This window comes from Persicobacter psychrovividus (genome assembly GCF_036492425.1).
Taxonomy (GTDB): Bacteria; Bacteroidota; Bacteroidia; order Cytophagales; family Cyclobacteriaceae; genus Persicobacter; species Persicobacter psychrovividus.
The window spans coordinates 327,946-346,519 of the sequence record NZ_AP025295.1 but is presented as its reverse complement, the minus strand read 5'-3'; the positions used below and the strand labels follow the sequence as shown (position 1 = coordinate 346,519).

Sequence of the window (18,574 nt, the reverse complement as noted above, 5' to 3'; positions counted from 1 at the left end):
AATCTCTGCGCAAGGAATGATAAAAAACAGCTTATTTCGGGGCAATATCCATCGATAAAAACGCACAAAGGCTGATCATCCCTTGCTTTTGAAATCAAAACCGTAAATTAGGGCGATTAATTTTGGGATGAATAATCAGAAAAATCGTTATACCTGAAGCACAATCGATCGAACATGAATACAACACACACTATTTTAATTACAGGCGGCAGTGGCTTTATCGCCTCAAGGCTTGCCCAAAGATATCAGCAAAGCGGCTTAACCGTTCTTGCGCCAAACCGAAAAAGTTTGGACATTTCAGACAGTGACGCTATTCGGCAATATTTTGAATTACACCAACCCACATTGGTTTTTCACCTTGCGGGCATGTCGTCTACAGAAGGCTGCGAGCAAAATCAATTATTGGCTAAAAAAATCAATGTCGATGCCACCACTGAAATCGCCAAAGCCTGCAAAGCACATCAAGCGAAAATGGTCTTTTTCAGTACCGAGCAGGTGTTTAATGGAAATTCAGAAGCGGGGCCCTATACCGAAAGCAGTACGCCGATTCCCAACACCTATTATGGCACTACCAAACTAATGGCAGAAACGGAGGTGCTCAAACATTGTCCGACTGCCTGGATTCTGCGCCTTACCTGGGTTTATGGGCTCCCGACCAAAGAATTCCCTAAGGTAAATCCGAATATTTTATGGGATAGCATTGTTGCGGGAAAGGAAGAAACTTTAATCAGCGCTTCCAAAAATGAATACAGAGGGCTGACTGAAGTTGGTGAACTGATGAGCCACTTGGACCATATTGAAACCATCCCCTATGGCATTTATCATTTCGGCAGTGAAAATAACGTAAGCCGATATGAAATCACGGAATACATTCTGCGGGAGCTTAACTTTGATGCAGACAATTTGCTAAGGGAAAAAAGGGCCGGCATCAGGGATTTACGCCTCAGCAACGAAAAAATAAAGGGAGAAGGGCTTTCCTTCCGCGATAGTAAAACAGCTATTTCCGCTTCTATTAAGGCATATCAACAACAATAGGGCTGCAATGAAAAAAAGGTGATTGGCCATTTATAAAAATGACCCATCACCTTTTTTTATCTTAATTTTTTCAGCCGACTCATAAGGGCAATCCCTATTGAACTGACCTATCAGTAGCCTAAAATTTTCATCATGGCTTTGTGGCTTTGCTCTTTGGAGAACAATTTGGTTGTAATTTCTCCATCCTGATCACGATCGATAATGACGTGTTTAGGCTGCGGAATCAAACAATGCTGTAGGCCTCCGAAACCACCAATGGTCTCCTGATACGCTCCAGTATGAAAAAAACCAATGTATAACGGTTCGTCACGATTGTATTCAGGCAAGAAAATCGCGTTGGCATGTTGTTCAGAATTATAATAATCATCCGAATCACAGGTCATTCCGCCCAGTAATACTCGCTCGTAGGGATCATTCCAGCGATTGATCGGCAACATAATAAACCTTCGACTGATCGCCCAAACATCAGGAAGCGTCGTCATGAAAGAACTGTCAATCATATTCCACGACTCCCGATCATTTTGTTTTTTCTGATTGAGGATCGAATAAATCATACCACCACTTTCACCCACAGTAAAAGAACCAAATTCTGTAAAAATATGAGGTTCATCAATCTGATCTTCTTCACACATTACTTTTATCAGGCCGATAATTTCCTCCGCCATATATTCATAATCGAAGTTGAAGCTTAACGAAGTGGATACAGGGAAGCCCCCACCAATATTAAGACAATCCAATTCAGGGCAGATCTTTTTCAGTTCACGATAAACCTTCAAACACTTCCGCAATTCGTTCCAGTAATACCCCGTATCGCGGATACCCGTATTGATGAAGAAGTGCAACATGCGCAATTTCAATCGCGGATTTTCCTGAATCTTCTTTTTATAAAAGGGAACGATATTTTTATACCCTATCCCCAATCTCGAAGTATAGAATTCAAATTTAGGCTCCTCTTCAGAAGCGATTCGAATGCCAAGATTGATCGTTTTATCATCGTCCACCAATTCCGTTAGGGCGTCCAGTTCACGATAGTTATCCAGTATCGGAAAGGTATTATGATAACCACTGTTGATTAAATTGGCAATATTCTCCACATATTGCTCTTTTTTAAACCCATTACAAATGATGTAATTCTCCTTGCTGAGCAGCCCTCGCTCAATCAGATTTTCTACAATATTGATATCAAAGGCAGAGGAAGTCTCGAGGTGGATATTATTTTTGAGCGCCTCCTCAACAATAAAAGAAAAGTGTGAGCTTTTGGTACAGTAACAATAATTATAAGAGGCCTGATAATCCACCTTCGCCATGGCTACATTAAACCACTTTTTTGCCCGCTTGATATTGCGCGAAATATTCGGAAGGTAGGAAAAGCGCAATGGAGTACCATATTGTTTGATCAAATCAGACAATTCAATTCCCTCGAAGGAAAGTTCTCCTTGCTCATTCACATCGAATGCTTCATTTGGGAAATCAAAAGTTTGATCCACCAAATCAATGTATTTATTCTTCATAACACTAAACTAACCAAGACACTTACCCTTTGAAAAGAACAAATAAGAAAGATGAATCAGTAAAAATGAAATCACTTAAATAAAATAAATCTAAAATAATGACTAAAAACGGCCATTATGACCATACCATTAAAATATTTCGAAATATAGTGTATAAAATTTAATATGCAACAATATTTCCATTCACTTTACTGAGTAAAAATCAAAGCCATCTAAATCGGTTAAATACTTTATTTGATCGCAAATAATTTGATTTATTGGTAGCAAAATAAAGCGTGAATAGCCATTTTTGCTTCATGGATGAAATCAATTTAACAGGCGAATGGCACTATCATGAAGATTTTGGCTATGGGACTTCTAAAGGGCATTTAGTTTTAACAGATCAGGCGGGAGAAATCACGGGCACCCTATTGGCGACTGAACAAAGCGAAGATGCGGAAACTTTCCGTGTGAAATTATTGGTAGAAGGAAAAATACAGGAAGGGGAAATTAGCTTTCTACAGCTCAGTGCGACCTCCTATGAAATTATCGAAGGTGAAGTAGACGACTACCAGCTTGATAAGTGGCGGGGGCGAATCATGTCGGACAAATTAATTGTGGGTGAGGCCGAAGACGACCAAGGTGTGTTGGGGATTTTCACCTTTAAACGTACCTGAGAAGGACGGTCGTATAAGTCTGTTTTGTGATCAGATCACTGAATAGCGAAATGCTATTTCATTTCTATCGGCCGAATTGTACGGCTATTTCAAGGAGATAACAAAAGACCGTTCTATCATCGCATGGACTTAATCGCCCGACAATTTTCAATTGTTTTTTAATTTTTTATCCACAGATTAAAGGGATGTAATTGAAGACAACAAGCACACTTTAAACACCTCAATATCATCTTTTCACAATAAATAAAAAGGACTTTGGTGGTTGCTCCCTAAATATCTAATCTCAATAATCTGTGGACAACAGTGCTACAGCACTAAACTTTTTCGCCCAATAGCGACCTAATCACTACAGAAGCGACCATCCCTCCTAACATCGGTGGCATGTAGGAAATGGTACCGATAACCGATTTCTTGTGCATGAGCCCATCTACCTCGTGAACCTTTGAAGTGTCGATATCTTCAGGAGAAAACACTACTTTAAAGCCTTTACGAATCCCCATTTTATGCAATCTTTTGCGAAGCATTCTTGCCAGCTTACAATTGTAGGATTTCGAGATATCAGCGACCGTCAATTTACTTGGATCCATTTTCCCTCCTGCACCCATCGCTGAAACTAAAGGTAACTTACGTTGCAAACAGTTGGAAATCAGGAATATTTTTGGTGTCAGGGTATCTATACAGTCCATCACATAATCATATTGGTCACGGTCAAGCAATTCCTGAATCTCAACATCAGTCAGGTATTGATTTACCACCGTCAGCTCCAAATAAGGATTGATGTCCAACAGTCGTTCGCCAAGCACAGTAGCCTTTTCTTTACCCACCGTGCTATCTAAAGCAACCAACTGTCGATTTTTATTGGACAAGTCCACCGTATCGCCATCAACGATCGTCATCTTGCCCACTCCTGCCCGCGCAATACATTCTGTCGCGAAGCCACCAACACCACCGAGCCCAACAATCAGGACGTGGCTATTGGCCAACATTTTTAATTTCTCATCGCCGAGCATTAACTCGGCACGTTCTAACCATGCATTATCCATAGCGAATTATTATAGGGATTTTGTTTGAGTCAATTATGGATATAGATCCTTAAAGTTTTGCCACAACTGAAGGCGAAGCTCATCGAGCGACTTACCACTGAGGTCGGCTGCCGTCTGATAAATTTTGACCAGCGGAGCTTCCGATTCATCGGTTTCCAGAAACAAGCGATCAATAGGCAGTTCTCCGAAGGTCTGCTGTAATTGATCAGTCTCCAGTAAATGCGCCCCAAAAGAAAGGTAAAAACCCGCCTGAATCAACTGATCGGCCAATATTTTTTTTCCTCTGAAACCATGAATAACCATTTTTAATGATGAGGGGCGTTGCTTGCGCAAGCGAAGCAAATCAGCATACGCTTTTACCTGATGAATAACCACGGGCTTTCTCAACTGTTTAGCAATATCAAGTTGCTCTTCAAAAATTAGCGTCTGAGTTTTCACATCAACCTCGTACCGATAATCAATACCACACTCCCCTATCATAAGCACCCGGGGGTCGTCGAATGCAGAAAGTTGTAAGGATGGTTTGGGCGTTTGCTGAAATTGCAAAGGATGAAAACCTACAGAGCCAATATCTGAGCGAAAATCCTCCCCATAGCAATGATTCATTATGGTAAATTCAGAAGTCGAAGCCTCCCGATGACTATGGATATTCAGCAGCTTATTTACGGGCAACTCAATCATCTTCAAGTGCAATTGGATCGATAGCAGGCACTTGGGCATGTTTGAGGTATCGGCCACCATTTAAATAGCGGTCAAACAAATCGCGTTCGGGCCAATGAGGCACCAAGGCCATTCCATAACGCATGGCATTCCGAATTTGGGTAGGCATATGGTTTCGTTTATAGGTTGAAGTATTGAGAATCATCACCCATACCGTGCCATCCTTTTCACGGGAAACCATCGCTGAAGTACCTGCTAAAGTACCCGTTCGCCACCAGTGTTTCCCTGAAGCTGCTCGCCAGCCCATCACTAAAGAGGGGTTCAGTTTATTCTGAGGCGTGACCATCTCGTGAACAGAGGATTTGGAAAGCAATGGCGGGACCTGGCTGTCCTGCACCCCATTGGCGCCAGCGACAATCCTTGCCAAATCCGAAGCGGAAGCAATCCAGCCTCCAGCACCTTCAAGGTGAGGCAAGCCCGAAGCACCAGCGGTTGTCAAGGCTTCTTTATTAAAATCGTAATTGGATTCCCGCTTGTCCATCTTCGGAAAATCATAATAATCCACTTCGAAGCGGTTACGGTCTTTATGCAAAGCCTTGCCAAGCTCCATATCAGAAATCCCCAAAGGCTGAAGCACACTCCAGCGCACAAAATCCTCATACTTCATATCGGTAACCGATTCAATAACCCTTGATAATATCAGGTAACCGAAGTTGCTGTATTCATAGCCTCGTCCCGGAGTGAAGCGTAATCGGCGCTTTTTCAGCGTGAAGGAAATCAAACTGTCGGTTGGAACGGGCAATGTCCAACCCTGGGATTTTGCAAGTTCAGGCCCTTCGAAAAGAGGGTCGCCAAGCTTTGCCGTAAAGCCTCCTTGATGATACAAAAGTTCCCGACAGGTGATACGGCGTGTTCGTGAATCCCTGAAAGAATTATAAATAGGCCCTTGCAGGTAGCCGTCGGTGCCAAAAACAGGCTTATCAAGATCAAGAATACCAGATTCTACCAGGCGCATAATCGCAATACCTGTTACCAATTTAGAAACAGAAGCAATGCGAAAAAGATGGGTGGGATTGACTTCTAAAGTATGCGAAGTATCGGTATATCCAAACCCCTTGGCATACACCAATTTATTATGTTTCATCACCGCAACCGATGCCCCCACAATATCCCAACGGCGCATCCACCGCTCAATATAAGCGTTCATCTTTTTGAAATCTTTTCCTTCCGAAATCACATTTTCCAAAGAAGGGGTCAGGTATTCCTTTTCATAGTCAATGGGCTCTTTACCCGTATGCGCAGAGAAGGGCGCCACGGGAAAAATCACCATCAGTAGGCTGAGCATACTGAATATCACTAAAAATGAATGCGCTTTTAGACGGTCAAAAATCACAATAAAAATCTATCTGTTCAACATTAGGCGTACATTTTGAAGCGATACGCCTTGGTACAAAAATATTAAAAGGGAAAATCGTGCGAAACTTTCAAAAAAACAGGATAAGCAAATTTAAAGGCTGAATAGTCACATTATTTAAATGTTAAAACTTAATTGATTTTGAGAAACGCCCATTAAATTTGATAAACGATATAAAATTCGTGCCCCCACATTGGCGTCCCAGGGATCATCACCTACTTCTGAAAGATCGAAACCAATGATGGTTCTACCCGAACGAACAGTCTGCTCCAAAAGGTATAGCGCCTCATTGAAGGATAAACCTCCTGCAACAGGCGTTCCCGTATTTGGGCAAAGGGATGGATCGAGCCCATCAATATCAAAGCTAATATAAACATGCTGAGGCAATCGTTCCACAATTTCCGTCACTTGCTGATGCCAACTGATGCCTTGGAAATGTCCTTTTTTTAGCTGAGCATCAGTAAACATGACCACCCGCCCATCAGACGCCTCGACGAGCTTTACTTCATCCTCACAAAAATCTCGAATTCCTACCTGAACCAATGATTTTACTTCTTCCAATTGCAGCACATTGTGCATAATTGAAGCATGGGAAAACTCGAAACCTTCATAGGCTTCACGCAAATCAGCATGCGCATCAATATGCAGAATGCCAAAATCGTTGTGCACCTCAGCCAAAGCACGAATCAGTCCCAAAGGCGTAGAGTGATCACCGCCAATTGTGGCAACCAACTTCCGTGCGGCTAAAAGTTCACTGCTTTGCTGATAAAGCCAGTCATTCAGCTTTTCACTCCCCTTATTAATTTCCGATAAAACAGCCTGATTTTCTTTTGCATCAACGGTGGTCGTCCCTTCTTCCAACGCTTCAATATATGGATTGACCTTCTGACGCAAATCAGCCCCCAAAGCAGATAGCTTTTCGGGGAATTCCGCCAAAGCAATACCCAGCTTCCAGGCATCAGTAATATCCTCCTGATAAAAATCCAATTGAGGAGAAGCTTCCAAAATTGCCGCGGGTCCCTTGCTTGTCCCTTCTCTAAAAGAAACCGTTACGTCCCACGCCACAGGAATCACGACCAGCTTGGCGTTTTCTACAGAAAAGGGCATGCCGAACAGCCGCCCTTGCACGCCTACACCATTTGGATCAAATGTATTGATGTCGAATTTTTCTGAACTCATAATGTTTCTAAGGTTTGACCTACAGCTAATCGCCGATCAATAATTTCTGCCCGATGAACTTTCCCACTGAAAGCCGAGCATAATAAAGAGATACTTTGATTTAAATCAATATCATCAGCACATGAATAAAAATCAAAAGAAGCAAAGCCACATTCAGGCCAGGTATGAATAGAGAGGTGACTTTCCTGAATCACAACCACCCCAGAGACACCCTGAGGCTCAAACTGATGAATGACTGATTTTACGATGGTTGCTCCCACCTGTTGTGCCACTTGTTCCAATAATGATTGTACCATTTTACAATCATCTAAAAGGGCAGCATCACACGCTTTCAGGTCCAGCAACAAATGCTGTCCGCCAATACCAATCTTTGAATTCATACCATTCTATTTTTTGCAACTCCAAAGATGATAAAAATATCTTAAACCCGAAAAAAATTGCTATTTTGAGCCACAAATAGCCTATACTCCTTAATTTTGCACCAATTCATAAGCCTATAAACAAGCAATCTAATGCAAAGCCCAGGGATAAAAAAAGTAAAATTAAACCTCAATGAATTGATTGAAGGAGTGGATTTTTACAAAGATGAGCGGGGACGAACAGTCTTTACCCGAGCTTTTCACCTGAAAAGGGGGCACTGCTGTAAGCCAAGAAGAGCCAATAAATGTAAAGAATGCCCCTATAAAGAATAAAAAACCATATAAATTTGTTGTATATCCATATATTTGTCGTTGAAAAACTATCAGCAAGTATTGCTTGTTGCTTACTTGTAATTATACAAATACAACTTATACTCCAAATTCATGAAAACAATCTACCTATTGCTTAGCCTATGCTTATGCATTTTATTCATTCAGCCGACCCAGGCGCAAACTGATGTTGGTGCAGGTGGGGATATTCAACTTGGGCTAAAATTCTCCCCCGTATTTTCCTACTCACGAATTGATAACAGCAGCCCTGACTATGACATTTCAAGAGGTGGCACAGGAACAAAATTTGCTTTTGGTTTGGTCGCTGATCTTCCCTTCGGCGCCAACTACTATTTCAGTACAGGTTTAATTTACCTGCCAAAAGGAGCCAAAATAGACTATACCAACAAAACCACAGGGGAATCAGGCACTGAAAAATACAAAACACACTATTTGCAAGTTCCACTGACCATCAAGTTAAGAACCAACGAAATCGCAGAAAGCATCAGCGGTTATGCTCAACTTGGAACTGCCGTGGATTTCAAAATCAATGACGATACAGGTGGCGACAAATTCATTGTCGAGAAATTCTTCTTTATGGATGTATCCTTAGTTGTTGGCGGCGGGATCATGTATGACCTCCCATTTGGTAACACCATTGGTTTGGGGATTATGTACCAACGCGGGCTGATCAATGCCGCAAGAGATGGGCAGGACATCCGACTGAAAAAAGACTTGTTGGTATTGGATGCCACTTTCTATTTTTAGACAAAAAAGAGGCTGCCGTATCGGTCGTTTCCATCATCAAATCACCTGATTATAAATGCTCATTCCTATTTTGCATCACATCGCTTGAAGCTTTTGCCCGATGCAAACCACGGAATAAATCAGTAACTTATGAAGAAACGACAAGGATACCACAGCCCCTTTCAAATATCTATGGCGCAATGTACTTACCTGCCGAACGGCTATACCGACAGGCATTGACCCAAAATGAAATTTCGCTAAAACATGCTAAAGAGCGCTCTATTAAAAATTAGAGGGCTCTTTTTCGTTGTGCTCCTCCTGCTGATCCCAAACAGGTAATTTGCGTTCAGGATCATCTTTCAATACCTTTCTATAGTAACTTTCACTTGCCCCCTTTTGCTTGATGCGGTTTTGCTCATCTTTCACATAGCCATCATTGTATTTCATGATCAGGAACTGCCCCAAGTCAATCCAGTCGGCAACGACAGATTCTGCGGTATTATTCGTGTAGTCCGTCATCATTTCTATGGCTCCTTTTTTATTCTTCTTCAATTCCGCCACCACTTTTGCTTCAAATGTCGCCTGCTGATCGATCAGCTCTGATTCAATCGCTGATTGCTTCTTTTGAACATCTTTCACCATATCGTTATAGCGAAGATTGACGTAATTGCCTACAAAATTAAAAACCCACCAAGCCGACGACCACGAAAATTTATTGATATCACCAGTATTGAAAGCGACAGGCATTTTGGTGCTTGACACATAAACAGGCATATAGCAATTGGTATAATTGTTATCCAATCCGTACCACATTAAAGCCCCAACCTCTCGGGGCAAATCAGCCCTTAACTGCGCAATAAAACTATAAGCCGTTACAGGAGTGGAAATCGGGCGCTCCCAGGAGCAAGTCGTGTCATCGACTTTCCAGGTCATTGGGCGCGCATAATTTGGCGAGCCGTAAGCCCCCGACGCAATCCCTTTACGCATATCCCAAGGCATGCCCTCGTAATGATCCCGAACCAAAGACATCATATTTTTTAAACTGATTTTTTCATCAGGCTTAATCCATAGCGGGTAGGCCTCAGCCCCCTGAACACCACGACAATAGTCCGAAGACAAATCCATTGAGGGTGCCATACGGTGGTACAAACTATACACCCGACTTTCACAATAGCGAAGCTTTGCAGGGGAAACGGGATCATAGGCTGAATTGAACTCAAAAGGCTTTCCAGATTTCGGATCGTAATACCCCTTTTCAACAGCGAAACTCACCACATCATGGGAATAAATACAGTTTTCAGGATCATTCATTGGAAAACTACTGATTCTACTATGGTTTGCATGTGCCACCACCATACCATCAGGAATTCGCTGAGCCACATAAAGCGCGCCGTGGCTCCCCTCGCCCTTGCCAATCATCTCCAGCAACCAAGCCTCATTGGGATCAACAATACTGAAACTCTCCCCTTCCGAACCATAACCATATTGCTCCACAAGATCAATAATAATATGTACCGCCTCTTTGGCCGTTTTCGCACGGCGAACCGCTTCCTCCATAAGGTGCCAGTATTCCTGCGCAACGGAACGGTTATGTAACTCGTGGCGGCCCCCAAAAGTGGTTTCACCGATGGCGACCTGATATTCATTAATATGATAGCCCAAAGCTGTATAGCTTTTTTTAGGCTGAGGGATATTTGCCCGAACGCCATTTGGCCAGCTGATCAACTCCACACTATCCCGTTTGGACCAACGTTGCCCCGCATGAATAGGCAGAACAGGGATATACTCGCCATCGTTGGCATAAAACAACATCGTTGAACCATCCGCAGAGGCTCCTTTAGTAACGATAAGGTTCGTACAGGCTTTGGCGCTTTCTGTCATCAATAGAATGACGCCCACAAAAAATAATAATCGTTTAATCATATCAGTCTTTCCTAAAAATCAAATTCCAATATCGAAACGATGGGGCAAATTTCAGTCAATAATTCGGATACATCAGGCATACAAAGCCACTGTAGCTGTTCAACAGTAAAAAAAGACGATAAAAAGCATACAACATAAAAAGCTGCGGTTAGCGAATAAATCAGGCTATTGATAATTGTTTGAAAAATAAATGCCCGCGGGAGAGTTGTAAGATTAGATGCCCAAATGCTATTCTATGATAAGACCTTTCCTATTCCTGCTCAGCTTACTTTTCTTCCTCCCCTCCATCAATTGGGCTCAGGGCCGAATGGCCAAAAAAGGGTATGCGTACCACACTTCACCGCAAAGTCCTTTGAAGGTGAATCTGTTTGCGGGAGTCAATGCCTATTATGGGGAATTTGGCAAACCATTTCAGCCCAAATCACAAAATGGCTATGCCAATCCGAACCTCGGAATTGGTCTGGAGTATGATGTATCGAACAGGGCCATGTTACGGATTGATGCCAGCTGGTTTAAACTGATCACCAAACAAATCAATAATAACAATTCGCAAGCAAGAGCAAGTACCACAGGTTACGAAGCCTGGGTGGGCTATAATCGGAATATCTTTTTGTCCCTGCAATCAGGAAGAAGTCGGAATTTCTTTTCCATGTATTTATATATCGGTCTTGGCATGATGGCCTTTAAACCTGAAATCGCCAATGCAGATGATGGTATCGATGGTGAAAATTTCCTTGATCAACAGCTGGAAGTGATGGTTCCTTTGGGTGGCGGGCTGCGGTATCACTTCAACGACACCTGGCAGCTTACTGCCGAGGGGGGTGTCCGTATATCTGGCACAGATTTGCTTGATGGGAAAGAGCTGAAATCGCGCTTACCAGATTTACTCTTCCCGCTCAATATAAAAATCAGTTACCGATTTAAAGGCAAGGGGAAAAGCAAATTCTTGTATCGGGATTATTCAAAGTTCAGGAAAAAGAATCCCTATATAAACAAAGGCTATTGATTCAGGAATCCTTCAGCCAATGGATAAGTTCTTTGTTCGACGACAAAAGGGCATCCATCAGTTCAAGGAGCTTTTCATATTCATCAGACATTTTCTTGACATCTTCGGTGATGATCGGATTGTTGGACATCTTAAATTTATGAAATTGACGAAAACCTTCGAGGATTTTCTGCATGTCGTCCGACTGTCCGATAAATCGCTCCAAGCGTTTCTTATTGTCCTCTAATTCCTCAATGAAGTGCTCCGTAGCTTCTCCTTCTCCTAAATTCGTAGGATTGGATTCACTATTCACTTTCTCCATTTCTTCTTGAATGATTGCGATATTTTGCAAATCTTTTTCAAGAAACTCCGACACCTCTACATTGAAAAATTTACATATTTTTAATAGATTTTCAATTTTTGGCTCTGCCGTCATTTTCTCGTAAGAGGCGATATTTCCTCTGTTAAGTCCGAGATGCTTAGCCAATTGCTCCTGGCTAAAATTATTCTGCCGACGTAAAAACTTTAAGTTATCCGCAAAGTATTTCATGAAAATCTAAAAGGGTGTTATCAATAATTAATCTACAAATATAAGACATATTTCATTGCTCAATACACCACAAGTTGTAATTATTTTTTACAAACAGCCTTGAATTGTAAAAATTATTGTCTAATTTTGCAGAATAATTAAAAAAAGCGGGTATCGCCTGCTTATTCTTCAACTAAATTAGTCATTATCGGTTTTACAGCAAAAAATACGGCAAAAAAATTATTACCACCAATAGCCCTCTTACCTACGGGCCAACATATTTCACGCCGTTACTCCCTGCGTGCCTGTCAAAGAAACAGGCAACATGTAAATATTTTTTACATTACGGGAAATTTTTTATACAAATTGCTGATTCCCAATAACACCGATAAGCCTCCTGCTTGTTATTCAATTTAGTATTGTTATTTTCAATAGCATACTTCTCTTGATCAATATGATTATCAATCCCTACCCAACCCTTCCAACTTAAAAATATTCTGAACTCAAAATTTTTGCATGAAGTATTCATTACCTATTATTCTATTACTGTTTACCATTCTGCCTTTCAGTATACAGGCACAAGATAAGCCCGAACTCCATGTAGGGGGAGCGTTGCGGTTTAACTACAATTACTCCAACTGGAAAGAAGGCCACAAAAAAAGAGGTGGCGATTTTGGCTATGATGTCTTCAGGATTAATGCACAAGCCAAATACAAAGGCGTTAAGCTTGATGCCGAATATCGCCTCTATTCAACACCGTTTGGTGGTGGCATGCTAAAGCAGGGTTGGTTAGCCTATGATTTCAGCCAAAATGATGAAATTCAGCTCGGTTTAACGCAAGTACCTTTCGGGATTACACAATACAATTCACATAACTGGTTTTTCAGCATCAATTATTACGTTGGGCTTGAGGATGATCACGACATGGGATTCAAATATTCTCATCAGGGCGAACACTGGGATTTTGATCTGGCGTTTTTCAAAAATGCTGAAGAGATGAATTTTGGCAGCTACTCTGATGCTTCTTACAGTCGCTATTCCTATGATGTAACCTCGTTCAGGGACGCGGCAGGCAATTATAGTTATCGAAATAAAGAAACAAACACCGTTAATGGGCGCTTAAAGTATAAGGCAACCACGGGTGAGGTTAAGCATGAGTTTGGAATTTCAGGCCAATATGGAGGAATCTATAATCTGGATACCGAAAACATGGGCGACCATTATGCTTTTGCGCTGCACTATGAGATGAACTACAAACGCTTTAATATCAAAAGCCAGTTCGCTCAATATGAATATCATACTGCTGGACCAGATACCGAAAGTAAAGATTTAATTGCCATGGGTGCTTATGGCGCGCCTTATTTTGTTGCGGCAGCTGCCAATTTATATACTTTCGGAGTTTCTTATACACAACCCGTAAGTTGGGGACCAGTCTCTTCCTTACAGTTCTATAACGACTTCGGCTATATGGACAAAGCGGTCGCATCTTTTACAGATACTTACCAGAACACTACTGGCGTTTTGGTTACCGCAGGCAATGTCTATACTTATATTGACCTTGCAGGTGGAAAGAACCAACCATGGCTCGGCCCCGATTTTAACGAAGGCTTAGGAGAAGGCAATCCAGATGCGGATTACACTTTTCGCTTCAATATTAACGTCGGATACTATTTCTAAGAAAAAAATTCATCATGAATATGAGTGAAAATACACCAGTAAAAATTAAAGTTGAAGATCTTTCATTAATCTTTGGAGCGCAAAAGAAACGTGCGCAAAAATTGTTGGATGAAGGCGTATCAAAAACAGAGATTTTAGCAAAAACAGGCTGCACCATTGGGGTCAATAAAGCCAATTTTGAAATTTTCGAAGGTGAAATCTTCGTGATCATGGGGCTTTCGGGCAGTGGGAAATCTACTTTGCTTCGATGCCTTAATAGATTGCACACCCCAACGGCGGGTAAGGTGTTGATCAACGGACACGACATCACTAAGGAAACCAACAAAGAATTGCTTGAAACCCGACGCACTGAACTGGGCATGGTATTCCAAAAATTTGGCTTGCTACCTCACCGTTCGGTATTGGAAAATGCTGCTTTTGGGCTGGAAATTCGGGGAGAAGGCGAACAACAACGCCTCGCTCAAGCGGCGGAAGCCCTGGAAACAGTAGGACTCAAAGGCTATGGCGACAAGCTCCCTTCTGAACTTTCGGGGGGAATGCAGCAACGTGTAGGTTTAGCACGTGCTTTGGCCAATAACCCTGAAGTTTTATTGATGGATGAAGCTTTTTCAGCATTGGATCCACTGATTAAATCGGATATGCAGGATGAGTTGCTGGAGATCCAAAGCAAGCTCAAGAAAACCATCGTTTTCATTACCCACGACCTTGATGAAGCCATTAAAATTGGTGACCGAATCGTGATTATGAAAGATGGGGTGATCGAGCAGTTGGGTACCGCAGAGGAAATTCTTACCAATCCTGCCAGTGAATATGTCGAGGCGTTTGTGGAAAAAATTGACCGCAAGTCTGTCATTACCGCTGGCACCATGATGTTCGAAAAAGTGACTAAAGTAAACGTGAAGCACCACGGACCTGAAGGGGTTATCCGCAGAATGCGAACCGCTGGAATGGAAGTGCTTCCTGTTGTTGATGAAAATAAATCCTTCCTCGGCTTTGTGTGGCTGCAAGATGCGATCGAGTCTTCAAAGGCGAAGAAAAGCTCTATTCAGGACATCATCAAAACGGAGGTACCGAGTGTGTACGCTGAATATACCGTGGAAGAAATGCTGCCTTTGATGGTGGGCACGAAATCCCCGCTTGCAGTGGTTGACCCGAATACGAACAAATTGCTTGGAGTTGTTTACCAAACTTCGCTGATCATTGAGGCAACAAAATATGACAGGGCAGAAATTAAGGAAATGAAAGAACAAGCAAACGACCAATAATCATGGAGAAAAAAATATTCTTAGGAAAATATATCAAGGTGGCCATTGAGGTGCTTGAAGAAAAGCTCTACCCGATATGGAATGCCATCGACATCGCCATCAGCTGGACTGTTGATACCTTCAATCATCTATTGTTGGCAATCCCCTTCCCAATCTTTGTTTTGCTTATTGGCGCCATTGCCTACTACTCTCGAGCAGGGAAAGATGGATTTAATAAAAAAGGATTCAAAAAAGGTTGGGGCTTAGCACTTGGTTCTATTTTGGGACTCATTCTAATTTACCTTCTGGGCTATTGGGTGGAAGCCATCCAAACGACCACACTGGTACTCACGGCTACGTTTATCTCTCTGTTATTGGGAATTCCAATGGGGATCATGGCGGCAAAAAACAGGGTAGCCAACATGATTATCAAGCCATTGCTGGATTTGATGCAAACCATGCCTGCCTTCGTTTACCTGATTCCTGCTATTTTCTTTTTCAGTGTTGGTAATACACCTGGTGTAGTGGCTACTGTTATTTTCTCCCTGCCGCCAGCGGTTCGTCTGACCTCACTTGGGATTAAAAATGTACCTTATGATGTGATAGAAGCAGGTTATGCTTTTGGTGCCACGGAACAACAGATTCTTTTCAAAATTCAGTTGCCTCTGGCCATGCCAACAATTCTTGCGGGGATTAACCAGGTGATCTTGCTGTCACTTTCTATGGTTGTTATTGCCTCTATGGTAGGTGCGCGCGGACTTGGTGCAGTAGTTTATCAGGGAATTCAGCAGAATGATATGGCCAAAGGATTTGAATCAGGTTTGGGTATCGTAATCCTTGCCATCATCCTGGATCGCGTAACGCAATCGTTCGGAAAGAAAAAATAACCAAGCAAAACAGATTATGAAATTTATACTCAATAAAAGTATCTCTCTTCTGTTGGTGGTATGTATGACCGTCTGCATGATCTCCTGTTCGGGATCAAGACCCATCGACCCAAACAAAGCGACCATCCTTTATCCCAATTGGGCGGAAGGTATTGCGATGACTTTCCTTGCGGAAGTTGCTTTGAAAGCCCATGGTTTTGAGGTGGCACTGATAAGCCTTGAACCAGGACTTATTTATGGTGACCTTTCAAAAAAACACCCTACAGGTGATTTCATGCTCGATGCATGGTTGCCACATACCCAATCAGATTACTGGAAAGTGTATGGCGACAAAATTGATATTGTAGGTAATGCTTTCGATGATGGATCTACGGGATTGGTCGTGCCTTCTTACGTGGACATTAACTCTATCGAGGAGCTGAATGCGCATCGTGATGAGTTCAAAGGAAAAATTATCGGAATTGGTAGTGGTGCTGGTATTCATGCCAACACGGAAAAAGCCATCAAAACCTATAACCTGAATTTTGAACAGGTAACTTCCAGTGGTTCTGCAATGGTAGCGACCCTCGAAAAGGCCATTTTAAGACATGAACCTGTAGTGGTTACAGGCTGGAAACCACACTTTATGTGGGGACAATTTGATCTGAAATTCTTGAAAGACCCGAAAGAGGTTTTCCCGAAAGATGCCTGCTCGATTATCGCAAGAAAGCGTTTGAAGCAAGATAAGCCGAGATTGTTTTCTGTACTTACCAAGCTCAACCTTTCAGAAGAGATGCTGAATGAGCTGATGAAAGATGTGCAAAAAGACGATAAAATCGGTGCTAAAAACTTCTATCAGAAGCACAAAAAAACCATTGATGCTTGGTTTGACTAAGATCAATTAAAATAAAAAAAGGCTGCCTTCGATCATCAATCGCTGGCAGCCTTTTTTCTGTTTAAGCCTGAAGAATTAGTCTTTCAAATCCCACAGTTCTTCCATCTCTTCCAAAGATTTACCCTTGGTTTCAGGAACACATTTGTAAATGAATGCGATCGTAACGAAACACATCAGTCCATACACCCAAAATGGAAATCCACCGTGGAATTGCTGATCAAGGGTTTCGTTTTCCATCATCATCGGGAAAGTTTGTGCCACTAATGCGTTAGAAATCCATTGTGCCGCTACAGCAATTGCCATACCTGTTCCCCTCAGTTTGTTAGGGAAAATTTCTGACAATAAAACCCAGGTTACAGGTCCTAATGAAACCGCAAAACAGGCAATGTAGCCCAACACAAAAATCAGCAAATATCCTGCGGTATTCTCAAAATATGCCGCAAAACCGATGGCGGTAATACATATCCCCATTCCGAGTGCGCCAATCAGCATCAACGGCTTACGCCCCACTTTATCAACCGTATAAATGGCCACTACCGTGAACGACAGGTTCACCGCGCCAACAATGATGGTCTGCAACATCGCCGAGTCGGCTCCGCTACCCATATTCTTGAAAATCTCTGGCGCAAAATACAAAAACACATTAATACCTGTGATTTGCTGAAAGATACTGATACAAACCCCGACGAAAATCACCCACACTACTTTCATGTTTCGGTAATTGACACGAATTTTCTTTCCTGCTTTATCACTCAGTGAATCTCGGATCTCCGCAATTTTTGCACTGATCAACGATACATCACCAATTTTCTGCAAAACCTGGCTCGCCTGCTCGTCCCTGTTTTTCATCACTAACCAACGAGGGCTTTCAGGAACAAAAAACAACATGATAAAAAAGGCAAGTGCAGGGATGGTTTCAGAACCAAACATATAACGCCAACCCATATTAACATTCCAGACCGCATCGCCTTGTACCGCGATACCATAGTTTACAAAATAAACGACTAACATTCCGAAAATAATGGCGAACTGATTGCATGCCACCAGTTTCCCCCGCATTTCTGCAGGTGCCATCTCAGCAATGTATAAAGGCGAAACCATAGATGCCAAACCAACACCTACCCCACCGACAATACGGTAAATAGAAAACATGGTAAAGTTATCTGCCAGGCCAGAACCGACCGCAGAGATCGAAAACAACACCGCGGCCAATAACATGGCCTGCCGACGTCCAAAACGATTAGACCACCAACCCGCAATGGCCGCACCAAACATACAGCCAAACTGCGCGCTACTTGCTGCCCAGCCCATCTCGGCGGCACTCAAATTGAAATACTCTCGGAGTGGCCCAATGGCCCCAGATATCACGGCAGTGTCATATCCAAATAAGAGACCTCCTAAAGCGGCCACCAAAGTAATGCCGACGATGAAAAAGTAATTTGTAGCGCCCGATTTAATCTCGGGTTCCGCTACTTTTAAGGTTTCCTGCATATCAAAAAGTTAAAAAAAGGGATCCTGAAA

General features: G+C 42.3%; 18 protein-coding genes. 9 read left to right on the top strand and 9 right to left on the bottom strand.

Features of this window, described 5'->3' with window-relative positions:
• Positions 1 to 174: 174 nt before the first annotated feature.
• On the top strand, positions 175 to 1,035 hold the full coding sequence (locus AABK40_RS20340; protein ID WP_338398941.1) for an SDR family oxidoreductase: 861 nt from the start codon (positions 175 to 177) through the stop codon (positions 1,033 to 1,035).
• 110 nt (positions 1,036 to 1,145) lie between these two features.
• Here the strand turns inward: AABK40_RS20340 and AABK40_RS20335 are convergent, their stop codons facing one another.
• Positions 1,146 to 2,546, bottom strand: coding sequence for a type III PLP-dependent enzyme domain-containing protein (locus tag AABK40_RS20335; RefSeq protein WP_338398940.1), 1,401 nt, complete (start codon positions 2,544 to 2,546; stop codon positions 1,146 to 1,148).
• A gap of 296 nt (positions 2,547 to 2,842) precedes the next feature.
• On the opposite strand from AABK40_RS20335, the gene AABK40_RS20330 reads away from it, so the two are divergent.
• On the top strand, positions 2,843 to 3,202 hold the full coding sequence (locus AABK40_RS20330) for a hypothetical protein (protein ID WP_338398939.1): 360 nt from the start codon (positions 2,843 to 2,845) through the stop codon (positions 3,200 to 3,202).
• A 314-nt stretch (positions 3,203 to 3,516) separates the two neighbouring features.
• Here the strand turns inward: AABK40_RS20330 and AABK40_RS20325 are convergent, their stop codons facing one another.
• From AABK40_RS20325 to speD, 5 genes are all read right to left on the bottom strand, one after another.
• Positions 3,517 to 4,245, bottom strand: a complete 729-nt coding sequence (locus tag AABK40_RS20325) for a tRNA threonylcarbamoyladenosine dehydratase (RefSeq protein WP_338398938.1) — start codon at positions 4,243 to 4,245, stop codon at positions 3,517 to 3,519.
• A 33-nt stretch (positions 4,246 to 4,278) separates the two neighbouring features.
• A complete protein-coding gene (locus AABK40_RS20320) occupies positions 4,279 to 4,965 on the bottom strand; it encodes a TatD family hydrolase (protein WP_338398937.1) in 687 nt (228 codons plus the stop codon).
• Entirely contained in the window at positions 4,919 to 6,250 is a 1,332-nt protein-coding gene (locus tag AABK40_RS20315; protein WP_332920175.1) for a serine hydrolase domain-containing protein, read from the bottom strand. The genes AABK40_RS20320 and AABK40_RS20315 overlap by 47 nt, the downstream gene beginning before the upstream one ends.
• 186 nt (positions 6,251 to 6,436) lie before the next feature.
• The gene (locus AABK40_RS20310) at positions 6,437 to 7,498 is read right to left on the bottom strand and encodes an agmatinase family protein (RefSeq protein ID WP_338398936.1); all 1,062 of its coding nucleotides are present in this window, start codon (positions 7,496 to 7,498) and stop codon (positions 6,437 to 6,439) included.
• Entirely contained in the window at positions 7,495 to 7,878 is a 384-nt protein-coding gene (gene speD, locus AABK40_RS20305; RefSeq protein WP_338398935.1) for an adenosylmethionine decarboxylase, read from the bottom strand. The genes AABK40_RS20310 and speD overlap by 4 nt, the downstream gene beginning before the upstream one ends.
• Positions 7,879 to 8,010: 132 nt before the next feature.
• Here speD and AABK40_RS20300 point away from each other — a divergent pair, with 132 nt between their 5' ends.
• Complete coding sequence (locus AABK40_RS20300) at positions 8,011 to 8,190, top strand: DUF5522 domain-containing protein (protein WP_338398934.1); 180 nt, start codon at positions 8,011 to 8,013, stop codon at positions 8,188 to 8,190.
• Positions 8,191 to 8,301: 111 nt separating this feature from the next.
• On the top strand, positions 8,302 to 8,955 hold the full coding sequence (locus AABK40_RS20295; protein WP_338398933.1) for a porin family protein: 654 nt from the start codon (positions 8,302 to 8,304) through the stop codon (positions 8,953 to 8,955).
• 261 nt (positions 8,956 to 9,216) lie between these two features.
• On the opposite strand, the gene AABK40_RS20290 is transcribed toward AABK40_RS20295, so the two are convergent.
• Positions 9,217 to 10,857 (bottom strand): dipeptidase, encoded by a 1,641-nt coding sequence (locus tag AABK40_RS20290; RefSeq protein ID WP_338398932.1) that lies wholly within the window; start codon positions 10,855 to 10,857, stop codon positions 9,217 to 9,219.
• A gap of 235 nt (positions 10,858 to 11,092) precedes the next feature.
• Between AABK40_RS20290 and AABK40_RS20285 the strand changes: the two genes are divergently transcribed.
• Positions 11,093 to 11,863, top strand: coding sequence for an outer membrane beta-barrel protein (locus AABK40_RS20285; protein WP_338398931.1), 771 nt, complete (start codon positions 11,093 to 11,095; stop codon positions 11,861 to 11,863).
• A gap of 1 nt (position 11,864) precedes the next feature.
• Here AABK40_RS20285 and AABK40_RS20280 read toward each other — a convergent pair whose 3' ends face one another.
• Positions 11,865 to 12,392, bottom strand: coding sequence for a helix-turn-helix domain-containing protein (locus AABK40_RS20280; RefSeq protein ID WP_332920168.1), 528 nt, complete (start codon positions 12,390 to 12,392; stop codon positions 11,865 to 11,867).
• Between the two features lie 495 nt (positions 12,393 to 12,887).
• On the opposite strand from AABK40_RS20280, the gene AABK40_RS20275 reads away from it, so the two are divergent.
• Genes AABK40_RS20275 through AABK40_RS20260 form a run of 4 tightly spaced genes read left to right on the top strand, consistent with a single transcriptional unit; the run spans position 12,888 to position 17,053 of the window.
• Positions 12,888 to 14,048 (top strand): hypothetical protein, encoded by a 1,161-nt coding sequence (locus tag AABK40_RS20275; RefSeq protein WP_338398930.1) that lies wholly within the window; start codon positions 12,888 to 12,890, stop codon positions 14,046 to 14,048.
• 20 nt (positions 14,049 to 14,068) lie between these two features.
• Positions 14,069 to 15,313: a quaternary amine ABC transporter ATP-binding protein gene (locus AABK40_RS20270; RefSeq protein WP_332920166.1), complete on the top strand. Its 1,245-nt coding sequence runs from the start codon at positions 14,069 to 14,071 to the stop codon at positions 15,311 to 15,313.
• Positions 15,314 to 15,315: 2 nt separating this feature from the next.
• Positions 15,316 to 16,179 (top strand): ABC transporter permease, encoded by an 864-nt coding sequence (locus AABK40_RS20265; RefSeq protein ID WP_332920165.1) that lies wholly within the window; start codon positions 15,316 to 15,318, stop codon positions 16,177 to 16,179.
• Between the two features lie 16 nt (positions 16,180 to 16,195).
• Positions 16,196 to 17,053, top strand: a complete 858-nt coding sequence (locus tag AABK40_RS20260) for a glycine betaine ABC transporter substrate-binding protein (RefSeq protein WP_338398929.1) — start codon at positions 16,196 to 16,198, stop codon at positions 17,051 to 17,053.
• Between the two features lie 75 nt (positions 17,054 to 17,128).
• Here AABK40_RS20260 and AABK40_RS20255 read toward each other — a convergent pair whose 3' ends face one another.
• On the bottom strand, positions 17,129 to 18,544 hold the full coding sequence (locus AABK40_RS20255) for a sugar porter family MFS transporter (protein WP_338398928.1): 1,416 nt from the start codon (positions 18,542 to 18,544) through the stop codon (positions 17,129 to 17,131).
• Positions 18,545 to 18,574: the final 30 nt, after the last annotated feature.

Excerpts from the sequence above, each read along its gene's own strand:
- AABK40_RS20340 (WP_338398941.1), top strand. The coding sequence starts at position 175 with ATGAATACAACACACACTATTTTAATTACAGGCGGCAGTGGCTTTATC.
- AABK40_RS20335 (WP_338398940.1), bottom strand. The coding sequence starts at position 2,546 with ATGAAGAATAAATACATTGATTTGGTGGATCAAACTTTTGATTTCCCA.
- AABK40_RS20330 (WP_338398939.1), top strand. The coding sequence starts at position 2,843 with ATGGATGAAATCAATTTAACAGGCGAATGGCACTATCATGAAGATTTT.
- AABK40_RS20325 (WP_338398938.1), bottom strand. The coding sequence starts at position 4,245 with ATGGATAATGCATGGTTAGAACGTGCCGAGTTAATGCTCGGCGATGAG.
- AABK40_RS20320 (WP_338398937.1), bottom strand. The coding sequence starts at position 4,965 with ATGCCCAAGTGCCTGCTATCGATCCAATTGCACTTGAAGATGATTGAG.
- AABK40_RS20315 (WP_332920175.1), bottom strand. The coding sequence starts at position 6,250 with ATGCTCAGCCTACTGATGGTGATTTTTCCCGTGGCGCCCTTCTCTGCG.
- AABK40_RS20310 (WP_338398936.1), bottom strand. The coding sequence starts at position 7,498 with ATGAGTTCAGAAAAATTCGACATCAATACATTTGATCCAAATGGTGTA.
- speD (WP_338398935.1), bottom strand. The coding sequence starts at position 7,878 with ATGAATTCAAAGATTGGTATTGGCGGACAGCATTTGTTGCTGGACCTG.
- AABK40_RS20300 (WP_338398934.1), top strand. The coding sequence starts at position 8,011 with ATGCAAAGCCCAGGGATAAAAAAAGTAAAATTAAACCTCAATGAATTG.
- AABK40_RS20295 (WP_338398933.1), top strand. The coding sequence starts at position 8,302 with ATGAAAACAATCTACCTATTGCTTAGCCTATGCTTATGCATTTTATTC.
- AABK40_RS20290 (WP_338398932.1), bottom strand. The coding sequence starts at position 10,857 with ATGATTAAACGATTATTATTTTTTGTGGGCGTCATTCTATTGATGACA.
- AABK40_RS20285 (WP_338398931.1), top strand. The coding sequence starts at position 11,093 with ATGATAAGACCTTTCCTATTCCTGCTCAGCTTACTTTTCTTCCTCCCC.
- AABK40_RS20280 (WP_332920168.1), bottom strand. The coding sequence starts at position 12,392 with ATGAAATACTTTGCGGATAACTTAAAGTTTTTACGTCGGCAGAATAAT.
- AABK40_RS20275 (WP_338398930.1), top strand. The coding sequence starts at position 12,888 with ATGAAGTATTCATTACCTATTATTCTATTACTGTTTACCATTCTGCCT.
- AABK40_RS20270 (WP_332920166.1), top strand. The coding sequence starts at position 14,069 with ATGAGTGAAAATACACCAGTAAAAATTAAAGTTGAAGATCTTTCATTA.
- AABK40_RS20265 (WP_332920165.1), top strand. The coding sequence starts at position 15,316 with ATGGAGAAAAAAATATTCTTAGGAAAATATATCAAGGTGGCCATTGAG.
- AABK40_RS20260 (WP_338398929.1), top strand. The coding sequence starts at position 16,196 with ATGAAATTTATACTCAATAAAAGTATCTCTCTTCTGTTGGTGGTATGT.
- AABK40_RS20255 (WP_338398928.1), bottom strand. The coding sequence starts at position 18,544 with ATGCAGGAAACCTTAAAAGTAGCGGAACCCGAGATTAAATCGGGCGCT.